Raw genomic sequence first — 14135 nt, 5'->3', positions numbered from 1 at the left:
CATCAGTCGCCGGTGTGCAGGGACTCGGCTGCCGCGGCGGCAATCGTCTCCGCCACGAGTGCGAGTGCCGGCACATCCAGCTTCCACTGCTGCCAGTAGAGCGGCACATCGACCCGCCGCCCCGGCGCCAGTTCCGTAAGAGCGCCCGACCGCAGCAGCGGTTCCGTTTGCGGCTCCGGGACCAGGCCCCAGCCGAGACCGGCGGCCACCGCGTCGCAGAAGCCTTCCGACGTGGGTACGTAGTGCCGGATCCGACTGGCGCCCGACCCGTCAGGTGTGAGGGACCGAACGAACCGGTCCTGGAGTTCGTCACGCCGATCGAAAACAATCACCGGGGCGTCGGGCAGACAGCGCTCCAGCGGCCCGGTCGACAGATGGCGCTCCGCAAACCGCGGGCTCGCCACCGCCAGGTACCGCGCCCGGCCCAGCGGGCGCACCATGCAGCCCGCCACCGGCTCCGCCGACGATGTCACGGCCGCCATCACCTGCCCCTCGCGCAGCAGCGCCGCGGTGTGTGCCTCGTCCTCGCGGTGCAGGTCGAAGCAGACCGGCGGGCTCTGCGGCACCCGCGTCAGGGCTGGCAGGAACCAGGTGGCCAGGGTGTCCGCGTTCACCGCGATGGGCAACCGGGCCGGACCGGCTCCGGCCGCGATCCCCAGCTCCGTCTGCGCCTCCCGTTCCAGGGCGGCCAGCTGGCGCGCAAACCGCACCACCACCTGCCCGGACTCCGTCGGCCGGACCGGTTTCGTACGCATCAGCAGCACCCGCCCGGTGCGCTGCTCCAGCGTCTTGATCCGCTGGCTGACCGCGGAAGGTGTCACGTGCAAAGCGGCGGCCGCGGCGTCGAAGGTGCCCTCGTCGACGACGGCCAGCAGCGTACGCACCTGATCGATGGGCAGCTCAGTCATCATAGCAACTAATGGTAGTTAAGAAACTTTAGCTGTACTAATGCCGTGGTGATCCATAACGTCGGAGGCCATGAACAGCGGCATTCTCTCGGCGGGCATCGCCGGATTCGGTACAGGCCTGTCCCTCATCGTCGCCATCGGCGCACAGAACGCGTTCGTCCTGCGCCAGGGCGCGCGCGGGCAGGCTGTACTCGCGGTGGTCGGCATCTGCGCCGCGTCCGACGCAGTCCTCATCGCCCTCGGCGTGGCCGGGCTCGGCGCCGTGGTCACCGCGTGGCCCGCCGCACTGACCGCGGTCGGCCTGGCCGGTGGCGCCTTCTTGATCTGTTACGGCATTCTGGCCGCCCGTCGCGCGCTGCGGCCCGCCACCGGGCAAGCGCTCACGACGCAGGGCGCCTCGGCGGGCTCCGTGCGCACCGCAGTGCTCACCTGCCTGGCCATGACCTGGCTCAACCCGCACGTGTACCTGGACACCGTGCTGCTGCTCGGCTCGGTCGCCGCCGACCGCGGCTCGCTGCGCTGGGTCTTCGGCCTCGGGGCGATGCTGGCAAGCCTGGTCTGGTTCGCCGGCCTCGGCTACGGCGCCCGACTCCTCAGCGGCGTCCTGTCCCGCCCCACCGCCTGGCGGGCGCTGGACACCCTCGTCGCGGCCACCATGCTCGTGATGGGCGCCATGCTCCTGGTCCGCACCCTCTGACCGCGCTTCCAGCGGATCTGCCGTGTTCTACGGGGTGCCGTGGCCGTCGAGGAAACGAAGCAGGGCGCTCACCGCGGTCTTGTCGCGGGCGCGCATCGCTTCCGGGAGGGCTTGACGTCGTCCCTTCCCTGGGCAAGACGGGCAAGATCCGTTTGAAGACGGCCCCTAGATCACGCGGAAGAGGTCGGCGGCGGCGTGGACGTCGGTGAGGTCCTCAATGGAGCGGAGGTTGTCGCACAGGGCCTCCAGGACCGAGTCGGTTTCGGCGGCGCGCGGGGCGCCGATGGCCACGCCGAAGACACGGAAGCCCAACAGGCGCTTGGCGTCATTCCAGCCGCGCATCCATTCCTCGGTGACACCACATTCGTCGTCGGTGATCATCACGATGTCGCCGCGTGTGCGGGCGGCGTCGTTGAACTCCTTCTCCAGCAGTTCACCGGCCGCTGTCAGCGGCGTCTGGTAGCTGGTTCCGCCGCCGAGGAAGGTCTCCGCGAAGTCGAGGATCCGGTCGATGCCGGCGGGCCGGCCGGCCGGGAAGCGGAAGACCTGGATCTTACCGGCGGCGGAGAACAGGATGCCGACGAAGTCACGCCCCGCGTGGCGGGCCTGGTCCAGCAGCGCCAGGGCGCACGCCTTGGCCCATGCCTCCCGGGTGACTCCGCCTGGCCCTGCCTCGTACATGGAGTGCGAGGTGTCCACGCACGCGATGATGGCGCCCTGGCCGGTGGCCTGCTCTCCCTGGCTGTCGTAGAGCATCAGCTCCCCGGCGGCGTAACGCACGGCGAACACCGCGCGCAGCTCGGGCAGGCCGAGGTTGGCCAGCTCGGAGGGGATGACGCGGGAGAGGTCGTTGCCGAGCGTGACGCCGACCAGTTCCCCGGCCGCGTTCTCCACCTTGCGGGCGCGCTCACCCCTGGCCATCGGCCGGAAGCGGCCAATCAGCTCGGCCCACTGCGCGAGGCGGCCGGTGCGCAGTCGCTCGGCGAGCCGTGCGCGCTGGTCGAACGGCATCCGCTCCAGCTCGCCGGGAGCAACACCCCACGCCTGCATCAGCGCGGCCTCCTGCCGCACGGCCTCGGCTGCCTGCGCCGCCGCGTTCCGCGCGGCGGCGCGAATGCCGGCGGCTGCCGCCGTCAGGGCCTGTGCGGCGTCCTGGGCGGCCTGCCGCGCCGCGGCCGCGGCGTCTGCGGCGGCCTCGATCGCCTGTTGTACGGCATCGGCGGCCGGGGCCGGCACGGTGCCGTCCCCATCGGCCTCGCCGGCCGCGTCGGCGGCCTGCTGGAGTGCCTCGCCCACGGCGGTCGCCGCGTCTTCGGCGTCCCGCTGTGTCTTCTTCGCCTGCTCGCCCTGTTCCTGGGCCTGACGGGAGTACTCCAGCATCCGGCGCAGCGCGGCGGCCTGGGCGAGCACGGCCATGGCGGCGGCGTAAGGGTCGCCGGCCGTCTCCCGGCGCAGCTCGGCGAACTCCAGTGACTCCATCAGTGAGGTGATGACCTGGTGGTTGACCAGCCGGGAAGGGGCCATCTCCGTGCGCTCGCGCAACCGCGGGCCGGCCTTGTAGGCAGCCAGGAACGCGTCGGTCAGGAGGTCGGCGGCGTAGTCGTAGCGCTCGTTCAACTCCTCGGCCAGATCGCGCAGTCCGGCCGACTGTTCATAGGTGTCGCGCCATGCGATCCGGTCGAACCGGTCCGCGACCACGGCCGCGGTGTGCTGCTCGGGAACGGCGGCGGACACGCCCAGCCGCTTCCGGGATCGGCTCGCCGACTCGTCGGGCTCGCTCGGTGTCCTGTCCATGGTCCCGTCCGTGGCCCTGTCCGTGGTCCTGTCCGTGGTCCTGTCCCGCCGGTGTTCAGAGGTGGGCCTGCACCATGCTCGCGTCCACGCCGAGGGCCTCGGTGAGAACGCGGGCGCGGACGGCGCGCTGGCGGCCGGTGACCCGATCGATGGCGGCGGTGGAGCGCCCGGCGCTCGCCGCCTCCTCACGCAGCTTCTCCAATTCGGGCATGACCCAGATACGCCAGAAACCCGCCACCGGGTGATCTTGAGGTCCTGTGGGTGGCGTGCTCCTTGACGAGGCGGGTCCAGCCAGCCCCGCAGGACTTGCCGCATGCAGTTGTAACAGATATAGTTACGATTAGAATCGAGGGGCACGGGAGGTGGAGTCCGACATGAGTGCCAACAGCAGGCTGACCATCGCGGCGCACGCCCTGACATGGATCGGGTTGTATCAGCGGCGTGGCCACGAGGTCGCCACCTCCGAGCAGATCGCGACGAGCGTCAACACCAACCCCGTGGTGATCCGCCGCCTGCTGGGTGAGCTGCGCAAGGCCGGCCTGGCCGATTCACGGCGAGGTGCGGGGGCGGGCTGGATGCTCGCGCGGGACCTGTCGGCGATCACTCTGCTCGACGTCTATCAGGCGATCGAACCGGGGCCGGTCTTCGCCCTGCATCGCGCGACACCGGACCCCGAGTGCGTCGTGGGCCACGGCATCGGGCCGGCAATGACCGCCGTGTACGACGACGTGGAGGCCGCCCTGTGCAGGGAGCTGGCCAAGACCACGCTGGAGGACGTACTGCGGGACGTCTTGAAAGCCCCCTGACCTCGGACCGCGCACTTCCCCTGACCGAGGGGAGTCGCATTCCACAGCCACCGATGTAACCAAAACGATTACGTCGACGAAGAGATAGAAGACAAGGACAAGGACGATGACAACAGACACTCAGACATCGCGGACCGTGGCCGAGAAGTTCCTGGAGCGCCTCGGCAGGCAGGACCCCGACGGCATCCAGGAACTGTTCTCCGAGGAGATCGACTGGCACGTCCCCGGCAGTGACGCGCTGCCCTGGACCGGGCGCCGTACCCGCCGGGAGGAGGTCGCGCCGTACTTCACCACGATGTGGCCGCACTTCGCGCACGGCCAGAGCAAGGTCGTGCTGGAGCGCTTCATCGTCGACGGTGGTGACGTGGTGCTGCTGGCGGTCTTCACGCACACCGCCGTGGCCAGCGGCAAGGAGTTCACCACACCGGTGGCCATACACCTGGCGGTCGAGGGCGGCCGGATCGCTCGCATGCGCCTGTACGAGGACACGCTGACCGTCGCCGAGGCGTTCAAGGCCGGCTGAGCGGAGGGCACTCAGGGGCCCCTGCGGCCCGGGGCAGCCGGGCATGTGCGCAGAGGGTCAGCCGAGACACGGCCGCAGCTGTCGGCGGATCTCTCTCCCCGGTCGCGTACAGGCGTCCCAGTCGTCAGATCAGGTGGTGCCAAGCCGCGCACTCCTCGGCGGGCCGACGCGACTCCTAAAACGAATCAGGTTGAAACGGTGCTCCTTGGAAACCACGAGCATCGGCAACACGGAAAGCGGAACGAACCATGAACGAAAACGACCTCCACGCGCAGCGCGAAGCAACAGCCATCCAGTACTTCCGCCTGGTCGATGCCGCCGATCCGGCACTCCTCGAACTCTTCACGGACGACGCGCAGATGTTCTTCCCGAAGTTCGGAACCGCCAAGGGCCTGGCGCAGATCGGGGCCTTCGCCCAAGGCTTCGCCCGGGGCATCGCTGACATCGAGCACGACATCGCGCACTTCAACGTCCTCACGTCCGGCGACTACGTCGTCGTCGAAGGGGCCGTCAAGGGAGAGACGACATCCGGTGTGAAGTTCCCCGACGGATCCTCATCCTTCGGACTCTTCTGCAACGTGTTCGAGTTCCAGGGCGAAAAGATCAAAAGGCTCCACATCTACGAAGACCCCGACTTCGCAGGCACCCACACCGACGGAGCGTCCTGGGGTCAGTCCGTACGCGACAGCATGTAGCCGGCACGACCTGTTCGTAACTGCACCAAGGGGACCGATGGGCTCCGCTCTCCCCCCGCGCATCAGCGGCCAGCCAGATTCCCCCGCTCGGGCCACTTAAGTACCGCTCAATGGCAATCGATCACGGTTCACCTGCCGTTCCCGCGCATCAGGTGATGCTGGTGGGGAGGCTCCGGACGGGACTGCGCTGGGTGTTGTTGTCGGTGCGCCGGTCCAGCTCGGTGCGGAGTTCGTGGATGACCTGGGCATAGACGGCAACGCGCTCGCGAAGCCGGCCGTTGTCCTCCCGCAGGGCCTGGGCGGCGGCTTCGGCGTCGATGGCGCGGGCGTGCAGATGCTGGAACGCGGGTGGGATGCCGTTCGCTTTGGACTTTCGGCGGGCGAATTCTTCTTTGAGGTCAACGTGCTTGTGCGTGAGGACCCAGCGCTTGACGCCTGCCTCGGCGGCGAGTTGCAGCGTGGTGAGCGCCCCGGTGGACCGGGTTGGACAGCCGTCGAGGAGCCGTTGGATCGCTGCGGTGATGGCGGCGCGTTCGTCGTCGTGGTCAGTGGCCATCGTGGGGTTCTCCGGTCGAGCCGTGGGCGGTGACGATTCGTTCCAGGCGGTCGAGTTCGTGCTGTTCGCGGGCGTGCCGGAAGGCGGGAGCCAGCGGGTCGTCGACGAGCGGTCGTAGCCGCTCGATCTGGACGAGGACGTGTTCGATGTCGCGATCTGTCCGCGCGATGTTGATGCAGTTCGGGCGGCAGTCGTCGAGGTCGGGGGTGCGACGGGTGCTGTCCTCCTCGCTGCGCAGGCGGCAGGCTGCCCGCTTGGGGTCCAGGACGCAGGTCATGCCCTTGCCGGGGAAGATCTGCAGGTCGGGGTTGGCGAGCATGGTGTTGGCGTGCCGCTTGGTGCGCAGGACCCGGCCGGCGAAGCGAGTGGCGGCCTGGACGCGGTGCCGGTAGGTCTCGGCTGCTGGGCCGCTGACCTGCTCGCCTTCACGTAGGCGCTGGTGTGCGTCGGCGAGGGTGTCCAGCCGGGCCAGCCAGTCTTCGAAGGCGAGGTCGTCGGGGAAGCCCGAGGCGTAGTTTCCGGCGTAGCCGAGGGTCATCTGGACGCGGAGGTGTCCGTATTGGATGGCGGCGGCAACCAGGCCCCGTGGCCGGCGGACGATGAACCAGGCCAGGGTGCGGCGCAAGCGAGCGGAATAGATGACCGGGTGGACCGGGTCGGGCGGGATGTGATCGCCGCGGCCGTGCTCGGTGCAGTAGGTCTCGACCCAAGCCAGGAATTCGGCGATGTCGTGGTTGATTCGGATCTCCGACCGGGAGCCGCCGACGCGGCTGCGCAGGATGGTCGCGCCGTCGCGGCCGTCGGTGAACAACGTCGCCGGGAACAGCCAGGTGCTCGTGTGCAGCCGTTCCAGGACGGCGACGGCGGTGGCGACGGCCTCGGTGACGACCCACGGATCGGCCCGGATCTCGCCCTCGGGCATCTTGTCGCCGGCAGCGTCGCGGACACCCTTCCAGTGTCTGCCGCGCAGGAGGACCAGGTGGTGGGCGTGGTCTCGTTCGACGCAGCCACGTTCAAGGCTGAGGACTTCGCCTGCCCGCATCCCCGACAGGTAGCTGATCACGATGAAGCAGGCCGTGCTCAGGTGCCGGGCCAGAAAGCCGGCATCGCTGTAGTCGATGGCCCCGTCGTGCCGGGGCTGGCCGTCCAACCGCCCGTTGACCGGCGCGTCCAGCGGCGCGCCTCCCAGTACGCCGCCCCCTCGACTCTGCCCGTGAGCTCCCGGGCCATCTCGGACTTCGCCGTTCCGGGCGGGCCGAGTACTAACGAGTGCTGCCCGACCAGCAGCGTCACCACCAGCGTCCGCACCACGTCGGCCCGCTCGTAGAAACGGTCCGACAGCTCGCCGCTGATCGCCCGCAGCCTCTTGGAGGTGTCCTGCGCGTCCTGTGAGCTCACACTCAAGTCCTTGCCTGTAACGCCCTGTCGGGCTGACGAGACGGCCCTGGTCCCCGAAGCCACGACGAAGTGACAAGCAGCTGAGGGTGATAGAGGCTACCGGGGCTGTGCTCGAAAACGATCCTCCATCCGAGCAAGGTCACAGAGAGCCGCGCGGGTAGCGCGGATCTCCAGCGGCGATACCGGCCGGGCCGCGCCGGAACGGACGGCGGGAACGACCCCATCAAGCGGCTCCAGCTACCCCGCCCCGGCGACTACCGGCTGCGCGTCCATGGGCACAACCGTGACGACGGCGACCCGTGCGAGGCCCACGACCCGTAGAGCAATACCCGCTCCAGGTGGCCCGCCCCGCCGGACAAGCCCACCGCCCCCTGTGTTTCACAGCAGCAGTTCGCCATCGACAGGAAAGCCGATCCCGGCGGCGGCAGCTGCCACGGCCGACAGCGACACCGTGCTGTTCAGAGCGCGAACCGTCTGCCGGTTGAGCGGACGGAGTTCATACACGTGGCGCACCGCGTCGATATCCACCGCGGTCTCGTAGTAATCCTCGGCGAACCTCTGGAACGCTTCCGGCGTCGGGTCGGTCAGCAACTGAAACAGCCAGTCGGCACCGTCGGGGTCCGCGTACCCCTCGGGGAAGTGGATCTCTCCTGTCTGCCACCGGTCGCTCGCGGCCTCACGCCACATGCAGGCAGTCACGCAGGGCACGCCATCGTCGCCGAAGGCCGGCTCCAAGACGTGCCCACGAAACACATCGGGGACCGAGTCCACAACCCCGGGCCACAGCCCATCGTCGACGTAAGGACTCATTGGCGACTCGTGATCGAAGCCCCGGACATACGTGCCCGCCGGGGAGAACACGACATCGAACTCGTCACCGGAGCCGTTGCGCATCGAGGCGATCTCCTCCGTCGGTGACCACGTCGCGCTGAACGAGTAGTACCGCTCACCATCCGGGCTCAACACCGCCTCCGCCATGGCCATCGACCGGCACAGATCCCGAAGGGCGGGAATGTCAGGAAGAGCTCGCGCAACATCATGAACCGTCATGCGGACATCCAAGCCGACACCACTGACACTCCAGAGCCCTCGTCTCCGCCCAGGCATACGAGGTGGACGACGCACATATCAAAGGTCGCCGACCAGGCCGAACGCCAGGCCCGCCGCCAGCCTGTCCGAAAACACCGCCCACCGCGAGATCCCGTCGGGGCCGCGGTGAACAGTTCGCCACCGAGGGGCCGGTGGATCGTTAGCGCTGGCGGAGGCTGCCGACCCTGGCGGCCCGGGAGGGGAGGTCCGGAAGTGGTGTGGAGCGAGGGGGCGTTCGGCGACTCGCCGGAGCTGCGCGAGGCGTACGAGGCGTGCGAGACCGAGGTGCGGCAGTCCCTGGCCGCGCTGTGGACGGCAACCGACACGCTGCCCGCAGCGGTCAGGCCGTTCGTCCACGCGATTCACGGATGGACTGTGCAAACGGACCGGATCGCCGACGAGGGCTCGCCGGAGGGCCGCCAGGAGCGTTTCGCCCGCTGGCAGGCCGACACCCTGGCCGAGCTGCGATCCGGGCGCAGCACGCATCCGGTGCGGCGGGCGTTCGTGGACACGGTGCACAGGTGGGATCTCGACCAGGCGCTGATCGAGGAGTATCTCGACACCGTGCGGGCCGACTGCGCGGCTGTGCCGGTGTTCGAGACCTTCGCGGACCTCCGGCGCGACTACCTGCGCGGAATCGCGGGTGCCGTGGCCGAGCTGTGGGTCGCCCTGCTGGAGCCGCGCGGCCCCGAGGCCCTGCGGCTGGTGTCGGCGCTGTTCGAAGCGTGCCAGGTGGCGGACATTTTCGAGGACCTGCCGGCCGACCTCGCGGCGGGCCGCTGCTACCTGCCGAGGGAGGACCTGCGCCGGCTCGGGCTGGAGGTCGGTGACCTGCGAAGCGGCGTACACCGGCAGGCGTTGGACGCGTTCGTGGACGTCCAACTCGCCCACTGGCGCGAACTGTTGGATGAGGCCGCACCGGTCACCGGGATGGTAGGGGTGCAGTACCAGCCGTTCCTGCACACCCTCCTGCTCGGCGCGCAGCTGCCCTACGACGAGGCGACGCTGCTGCGCTCCCAGGTGCTGGCGGACGGAGTGGATCCGATGAGCCTGGACGGCAGTGCGCGCCGCCGCCCGGCGCGGCCGGATCAGGGACCGGTGCCCGGCCATGTCGCAGTGATCATGGACGGAAACCGGCGCTGGGCCGAGGCCCGCGGCCTGCCGGTGCCGCAGGGCCACCGCGCGGGTGAGCGAGCGGCCCTGCGGCTGGTCAACGCGGCTTTGCGGCTGGGCATCCGGCATCTGAGCGTCTACACGTTCTCCACGGAGAACTGGGGCCGCTCGCCGGAGGAGCTGGCAGCCCTGTTCGACACCCTCGCCGACGGGATCACCCAGGGTGCGCAGTGGCTGCACAGGCTCGGCGTGCAGGTGCGCTGGTGCGGGCGGCGCGACAGGATCGACACCTCGCTGGCGTCCGCGCTCACGCTGATGGAGAGCATGACCTGCCACAACGACGTGCTCACGTTCACTGTCTGCGTGGACTACGGCGGGCGGGAGGAACTCACCGCCGCCGCACGTGCGCTGGCCGCCGAAGCGGTGGCGGGCACGATCCGCCCCGAGGACATCGGCCCCGCCGACCTCACCCGGCATCTGTATGTGCCGGAACTCCCCGACGTCGATCTGCTGGTCCGCACCTCCGGTGAGCAGCGGATCAGCAACTTCCTGCCCTGGCACCTCTCCTATGCGGAGCTGGTCTTCGACCCCACCCTGTGGCCCGACTACGACCTGGCCCGGCTACGCGACGCCGTCACCGCCTACGCGGCGCGCGAGCGCCGCTTTGGCAGTCGTAGTGGCCTGCCCGCTCAGGCCGGCCGTGAAGAGCCGGCCCGGACCGGCTGAGCAGTCCGGGCCGACGATCCCTCACGCCTTCGGCGGCGGCGTGTACACGCCCTCGGCGGTCACGTGCGCCAGCACTGTGTCGGTGGTGAAGCCGGCGTCGCCGAAGGTGTTGCTGAACGTTTCCACCAGCTCGGGCGTGGGCCGCAGCGGCACATCGGTCATCCGGACTTTCATCGGCTTGCCCAGCGGCACGCTCTCCGTCTTCAGCACTCCCTTGTCCAGGCCCGGCCGGACCACCGCCTGGTGTCCGAGATCGACTCCGTTGACCACACACTTCCCGGACGCGAGCCCGTCCTGAAGAGCACCTTCCAGGCCGGTCACCCGCACGTTGCCATCCGGTGTGCGGATGTCGACTCCGCCGTCGAGCCGACCGTCGCCGTGAGCCCTCGGCGGGTCGGCCGCGGACGGGTCGCCCTGCCCGGACCGCACCGGGAAGCGGATCGCCCCACCCTGGGCGTCCCGCACCAGCTGAGCCGGGGCCACCGCCTCCACCACCGCCTGGAAACGGTCCAGAAGCACCTGGGCCTGCTCGGTCCAGCGGACCTCGACCCAGCCCTCGGAGACCGTGCCCAGCGTGCCCGGCTCGGCGGTGGCGGCGGATGCCGCCCCTGTGAACTGGGCCAGTAACGGCCCGGCCATGGCCGCGCCCAACACCGAACGTCGCGTTGCGCTCATCGATGTGCCTCCATCCCTTCTCGGGCCGCAGGCCACGGCCCGGGGGTTGGGATCATCGGGCCACGCGGGCACCCCCGGGATCGCAACGAAGAACAAACCACTCGAAAGCGCGACAGCCAAGGCCAACACGCTTCACCCCCGCCACGGCGACCTCAGCCGGCCCCCTTGCGTCGCGCCTCGCCCGGCGCCTTCGCCAAACGGCACGGTCGCAGCGGTTCCCAAGCCAGGGGTCTCATGGAGGGGATACGGAAGTGCTCACAGCTTTTCGAAGGGGTCGTGCTCGGCGAGCAGCTTCTCCATCCGCGCCTGGTCGACCCGGCTGACGATCTGCCCGGCCTCCTGCCGGTCCCGAATCACCTTGGCCAGGGTGAAAGCGGAAGTCACCAGGTAGAGCACGGCGATGGCCAGAAAGCCGCGCACCCAGGCGTCGGCGTTCAGCCGGAAGATGCCGATGGCGGTGGCCGCCATGGCGACAGCGAACGAGGCGACCGCCTGGCCGTAGAACGCGGCCGTACTCTGCTGCTTGACCGGTGTCTCACTCATGCGGGCAAGAATCGCTGAACGTGGCCGACTCCGCATCCGACCAGATACTCAGGAGGTACTCAGAAGACGGGCGCCCTCCGCAGAACCTCGTGGTGCACCGCGCAAGAACCAGGTACCGCCGCCGCGGTCTCCGCGATCCGCTCCGGCCACGCCCGGCTTGCTCACTGAGAAGGCGTGGTTCACTCCTGACTCCGCTCTCCCAGCTCAGCCAACATGGGGCCGAGCCTTGTGGCGAGTTGGGAGTCGGCACGCTCGAGTTCGTCTGTCAGCACCGTAACCGCTGCCTTCAAGGCCCGTCGTAGCTCCGGTTCTGTGACCGAGCGGACGAGCGTTGCTTCAAGTGGCACAGTCATTGTCATCGGGAGCAGGTGGGCGCCTTTCGCGTGGACGGCTGTATGGCCGAGGCGTAGGCACGCCAGTGCCACAACATGATCACGTAAGGCGCTGATCCAGTATTCAGCCTGCCATGCCCGGCCTCGCTGGACGGAGATGTGGGCATGCAAAGCGTGGTGCCAGGCGAGGCCGATCAGGGCGTCACGGTCGGGCCGCGGGAAGGGGGCCAGGGATCGTTCCTCACCGAAGATGGTCCGCCACTGCGGGCCTCGTGGGCCGAACTCCTCTTCGGGACAGAAGCTGATGTCGACTTCCAGCCAGCCGGGCAAGAGGAACACGCGGATGATCCTGCGATCGGCCGGCAGGTCCCAGTGATGCAGGGCGCCGAACTCGTCGTGGAGCCACTGTGTCCAGCGGCTCGAGGACACAGCGAGTTCGTCGCGGATCGCGAGAACCAGGTCGGTGTCCGACCATTCGTCGCTGTGCCCGTTGGCTTGTGACCCGGTGAGAGCCGCTCCAGTGACCGCCTCGTCAGCTTCGGCAAACTGGATGAGACGTTCTCGGAGGCGGTCCCGATCTTCGACAGAGAACATGGCACGGATCCCTTCCGCTGCTGCCACGGCGGCTCTCGCCTGCCGGTTGATCGTGGCATACGCCCAAGGAGCGCTACGGGTACGGCTACCACAGCCAGGCCCACACCCGAGCCACGGACCTGTACCGGTCAATCCCAGCCCAGCACCGCCGGGAGCCCGCCGTACGTGACCCGCGAAGCGCGGGACGGATCTTCAGACGGCGGCCAACCCGGTGTTCGCGCGTTCCGTGATCAGTGGAGAGCCCTGTGTGGTCGGCGAGCGCTCGACTGGACGGTCGGGCATCGCCGCGTCGACGGAAAAGATCTCTCTTCTATATATGACGCTAGATGTCATAAATGCAGCTTTACGGTGGGAGTGTTCCCATCGAGTGATGACCCCGAGGAGAAGCGCGATGACTGACAACCGTTCGCCCGAGACGTCGACGCGCTGGAGAACCTGCCGGCCGGTGAGGTGACCGGCAAGTAAGGCTACCGGGAGTTCTGGAAGGACTTCGCCCCGATGGTCGCCGCCCGGTGGCCGAATCATCGGAGACAACAAGGAGGTGGGCTGTGCGTTCGGAGCGGCTACTGGCCCTCCTGCTCCTGCTGCAAACGCACGGGCAGACGTCCGCCAGGGAACTGGCCGAGCGCCTTGAGGTGTCCGTGCGGACGGTGATGCGTGACATCGAGGCCCTGTCAGCGGCCGGCGTCCCCGTCTACACGGAGCGCGGGCCGCACGGCGGCATCGCGCTGGTACCCGGTTACCGTACGGACGTCAGCGGCCTCACGGCGGACGAGACACGGGCGCTGTTCGTGCTCCTGTCCGACAGTGCCCACGCCGATCTCGGGCTGGGCCAGGCCATGGGGTCCGCCCTCCGCAAGATCATGGCAGTGCTCCCCGAGGTCCACCGCCCGGAAGCCGACCTGGCCAGCCGCCGAGTGCTCATCGAGCCCGACCGGTGGCACACCGGCGCCACTCCCGCTCCGGTCCCGGGGCTGGCCTGCCTACAGGACGCGGTGTTCGGCGACCAGCGGCTGCGCGTCCGTTACCGCCACGGCCGTGACGGAAGCGAACGCTCCTACACGTTGGATGCCTACGGGCTCGTGAACAAGGCCGGCGTCTGGTACCTGGTAGCCGACCACCAGACGCGGCCGAAGCTCTTCCGCGCCGATCGGGTCGTGACCGCGAGCGTCCTGTCCGAGCAAGCCCGTCTCCGCCCTGGCGTGGAGCTACAACACGTGTGGCGGGACCTGCGACGCGAGGTGGAGAACGTGGAGCGACCGGTAAAAGTCACGGTCCGCGTGGCCCCTGACACCCTCGCCCGGTTCCTGCGGGTCCACCACACCGAACTCGCAGCCCCCGCAGGCACACACAGCCGCCCGGACACCGAGGCGACCGAACTGACGTTGCAGTTCCGTTCCCTCGGCCACGCCACCACCCTGCTGTCCTTCGGTCCGAAGGTCGAGGTCGTCGATCCACCCGAGCTCCAGGACGCACTCCGGGCGACGGCCCAGGCAACGGCGGCCCTCTACCCCCCAACCGCCCCGGCCACCCTCGCTCGTCCACCGGACGGTTCCTGAATGGTCTGCGCACAGGCATCCGCACCGCTGCTCACAGCCCGTCGCCGGGCACCTGTTGCCGCAGGTCAGGGGCCGATCCCGACACCGGAGGCCGCGTTCTCGGACATGCCGGTGAACCACGCCGGCG

At 69.1% G+C, this 14135-nt stretch carries 14 protein-coding genes and 2 pseudogenes; 6 read left to right on the top strand and 10 right to left on the bottom strand.

Annotated elements, in window-relative coordinates:
• Nucleotides 1-2 precede the first annotated feature (2 nt).
• On the bottom strand, nucleotides 3-908 hold the full coding sequence (locus ACH4S9_RS32275) for a LysR family transcriptional regulator ArgP (RefSeq protein ID WP_398375221.1): 906 nt from the start codon (nucleotides 906-908) through the stop codon (nucleotides 3-5).
• Nucleotides 909-978: 70 nt separating this feature from the next.
• Here ACH4S9_RS32275 and ACH4S9_RS32270 point away from each other — a divergent pair, with 70 nt between their 5' ends.
• Entirely contained in the window at nucleotides 979-1605 is a 627-nt protein-coding gene (locus tag ACH4S9_RS32270) for a LysE/ArgO family amino acid transporter (protein WP_311724070.1), read from the top strand.
• 165 nt (nucleotides 1606-1770) lie between these two features.
• On the opposite strand, the gene ACH4S9_RS32265 is transcribed toward ACH4S9_RS32270, so the two are convergent.
• Both ACH4S9_RS32265 and ACH4S9_RS32260 read right to left on the bottom strand, forming a co-directional pair.
• On the bottom strand, nucleotides 1771-3399 hold the full coding sequence (locus tag ACH4S9_RS32265) for a VWA domain-containing protein (RefSeq protein WP_398375068.1): 1629 nt from the start codon (nucleotides 3397-3399) through the stop codon (nucleotides 1771-1773).
• 55 nt (nucleotides 3400-3454) lie between these two features.
• Nucleotides 3455-3601, bottom strand: a pseudogene (locus ACH4S9_RS32260) (ATPase); the annotation flags it as partial.
• A 172-nt stretch (nucleotides 3602-3773) separates the two neighbouring features.
• Between ACH4S9_RS32260 and ACH4S9_RS32255 the strand changes: the two are divergent.
• From ACH4S9_RS32255 to ACH4S9_RS32245, 3 genes are all read left to right on the top strand, one after another.
• The gene (locus tag ACH4S9_RS32255) at nucleotides 3774-4205 is read left to right on the top strand and encodes an Rrf2 family transcriptional regulator (RefSeq protein WP_398375067.1); all 432 of its coding nucleotides are present in this window, start codon (nucleotides 3774-3776) and stop codon (nucleotides 4203-4205) included.
• A gap of 106 nt (nucleotides 4206-4311) precedes the next feature.
• Nucleotides 4312-4728 (top strand): nuclear transport factor 2 family protein, encoded by a 417-nt coding sequence (locus tag ACH4S9_RS32250; protein WP_385338249.1) that lies wholly within the window; start codon nucleotides 4312-4314, stop codon nucleotides 4726-4728.
• A gap of 248 nt (nucleotides 4729-4976) precedes the next feature.
• The gene (locus ACH4S9_RS32245; RefSeq protein WP_311724067.1) at nucleotides 4977-5423 is read left to right on the top strand and encodes a nuclear transport factor 2 family protein; all 447 of its coding nucleotides are present in this window, start codon (nucleotides 4977-4979) and stop codon (nucleotides 5421-5423) included.
• Between the two features lie 148 nt (nucleotides 5424-5571).
• Here the strand turns inward: ACH4S9_RS32245 and ACH4S9_RS32240 are convergent, their stop codons facing one another.
• From ACH4S9_RS32240 to ACH4S9_RS32225, 4 genes and pseudogenes are all read right to left on the bottom strand, one after another.
• Nucleotides 5572-5979, bottom strand: a complete 408-nt coding sequence (locus ACH4S9_RS32240) for a hypothetical protein (protein WP_311724066.1) — start codon at nucleotides 5977-5979, stop codon at nucleotides 5572-5574.
• Nucleotides 5969-7129, bottom strand: a complete 1161-nt coding sequence (locus ACH4S9_RS32235) for a hypothetical protein (RefSeq protein ID WP_398375064.1) — start codon at nucleotides 7127-7129, stop codon at nucleotides 5969-5971. Before ACH4S9_RS32235 ends, ACH4S9_RS32240 begins: the two co-directional genes overlap by 11 nt.
• Before the next feature lie 32 nt (nucleotides 7130-7161).
• A pseudogene (locus ACH4S9_RS32230) lies at nucleotides 7162-7377 on the bottom strand (ATPase); the annotation flags it as partial.
• Between the two features lie 378 nt (nucleotides 7378-7755).
• Nucleotides 7756-8427 (bottom strand): hypothetical protein, encoded by a 672-nt coding sequence (locus tag ACH4S9_RS32225; RefSeq protein ID WP_385338255.1) that lies wholly within the window; start codon nucleotides 8425-8427, stop codon nucleotides 7756-7758.
• 252 nt (nucleotides 8428-8679) lie between these two features.
• Between ACH4S9_RS32225 and uppS the strand changes: the two genes are divergently transcribed.
• Nucleotides 8680-10305 carry a polyprenyl diphosphate synthase gene (gene uppS, locus ACH4S9_RS32220; RefSeq protein WP_398375062.1) on the top strand — a complete coding sequence of 542 codons (1626 nt, stop codon included), beginning with the start codon at nucleotides 8680-8682 and terminating at the stop codon, nucleotides 10303-10305.
• Between the two features lie 21 nt (nucleotides 10306-10326).
• Here the strand turns inward: uppS and ACH4S9_RS32215 are convergent, their stop codons facing one another.
• The 3 genes from ACH4S9_RS32215 to ACH4S9_RS32205 all read right to left on the bottom strand — a co-directional run bounded on the left by ACH4S9_RS32215 (nucleotide 10327) and on the right by ACH4S9_RS32205 (nucleotide 12449).
• Nucleotides 10327-10980: a hypothetical protein gene (locus tag ACH4S9_RS32215; protein WP_311724059.1), complete on the bottom strand. Its 654-nt coding sequence runs from the start codon at nucleotides 10978-10980 to the stop codon at nucleotides 10327-10329.
• 255 nt (nucleotides 10981-11235) lie between these two features.
• Nucleotides 11236-11523: a YiaA/YiaB family inner membrane protein gene (locus ACH4S9_RS32210; protein ID WP_311724058.1), complete on the bottom strand. Its 288-nt coding sequence runs from the start codon at nucleotides 11521-11523 to the stop codon at nucleotides 11236-11238.
• Nucleotides 11524-11702: 179 nt separating this feature from the next.
• Nucleotides 11703-12449 (bottom strand): hypothetical protein, encoded by a 747-nt coding sequence (locus tag ACH4S9_RS32205; protein WP_311724057.1) that lies wholly within the window; start codon nucleotides 12447-12449, stop codon nucleotides 11703-11705.
• A gap of 548 nt (nucleotides 12450-12997) precedes the next feature.
• Between ACH4S9_RS32205 and ACH4S9_RS32200 the strand changes: the two genes are divergently transcribed.
• Nucleotides 12998-14008 (top strand): helix-turn-helix transcriptional regulator, encoded by a 1011-nt coding sequence (locus tag ACH4S9_RS32200; RefSeq protein WP_398375059.1) that lies wholly within the window; start codon nucleotides 12998-13000, stop codon nucleotides 14006-14008.
• Nucleotides 14009-14135: the final 127 nt, after the last annotated feature.

This window comes from Streptomyces sp. NPDC021225 (assembly GCF_044332865.1).
Classification (GTDB): domain Bacteria; phylum Actinomycetota; class Actinomycetes; order Streptomycetales; family Streptomycetaceae; genus Streptomyces.
Note: the sequence above shows the minus strand (reverse complement) of the source record. Positions and strands in the feature narration are given on the sequence as shown.

What these genes read in the sequence shown, in the direction of transcription:
- ACH4S9_RS32255 (WP_398375067.1), top strand. Translation starts at nt 3,774, where the DNA reads ATGAGTGCCAACAGCAGGCTGACCATCGCGGCGCACGCCCTGACATGG.
- ACH4S9_RS32240 (WP_311724066.1), bottom strand. Translation starts at nt 5,979, where the DNA reads ATGGCCACTGACCACGACGACGAACGCGCCGCCATCACCGCAGCGATC.
- ACH4S9_RS32250 (WP_385338249.1), top strand. Translation starts at nt 4,312, where the DNA reads ATGACAACAGACACTCAGACATCGCGGACCGTGGCCGAGAAGTTCCTG.
- ACH4S9_RS32205 (WP_311724057.1), bottom strand. Translation starts at nt 12,449, where the DNA reads ATGTTCTCTGTCGAAGATCGGGACCGCCTCCGAGAACGTCTCATCCAG.
- ACH4S9_RS32225 (WP_385338255.1), bottom strand. Translation starts at nt 8,427, where the DNA reads ATGACGGTTCATGATGTTGCGCGAGCTCTTCCTGACATTCCCGCCCTT.
- ACH4S9_RS32245 (WP_311724067.1), top strand. Translation starts at nt 4,977, where the DNA reads ATGAACGAAAACGACCTCCACGCGCAGCGCGAAGCAACAGCCATCCAG.
- ACH4S9_RS32210 (WP_311724058.1), bottom strand. Translation starts at nt 11,523, where the DNA reads ATGAGTGAGACACCGGTCAAGCAGCAGAGTACGGCCGCGTTCTACGGC.
- ACH4S9_RS32215 (WP_311724059.1), bottom strand. Translation starts at nt 10,980, where the DNA reads ATGAGCGCAACGCGACGTTCGGTGTTGGGCGCGGCCATGGCCGGGCCG.
- ACH4S9_RS32270 (WP_311724070.1), top strand. Translation starts at nt 979, where the DNA reads ATGAACAGCGGCATTCTCTCGGCGGGCATCGCCGGATTCGGTACAGGC.
- ACH4S9_RS32275 (WP_398375221.1), bottom strand. Translation starts at nt 908, where the DNA reads ATGACTGAGCTGCCCATCGATCAGGTGCGTACGCTGCTGGCCGTCGTC.
- ACH4S9_RS32265 (WP_398375068.1), bottom strand. Translation starts at nt 3,399, where the DNA reads ATGGACAGGACACCGAGCGAGCCCGACGAGTCGGCGAGCCGATCCCGG.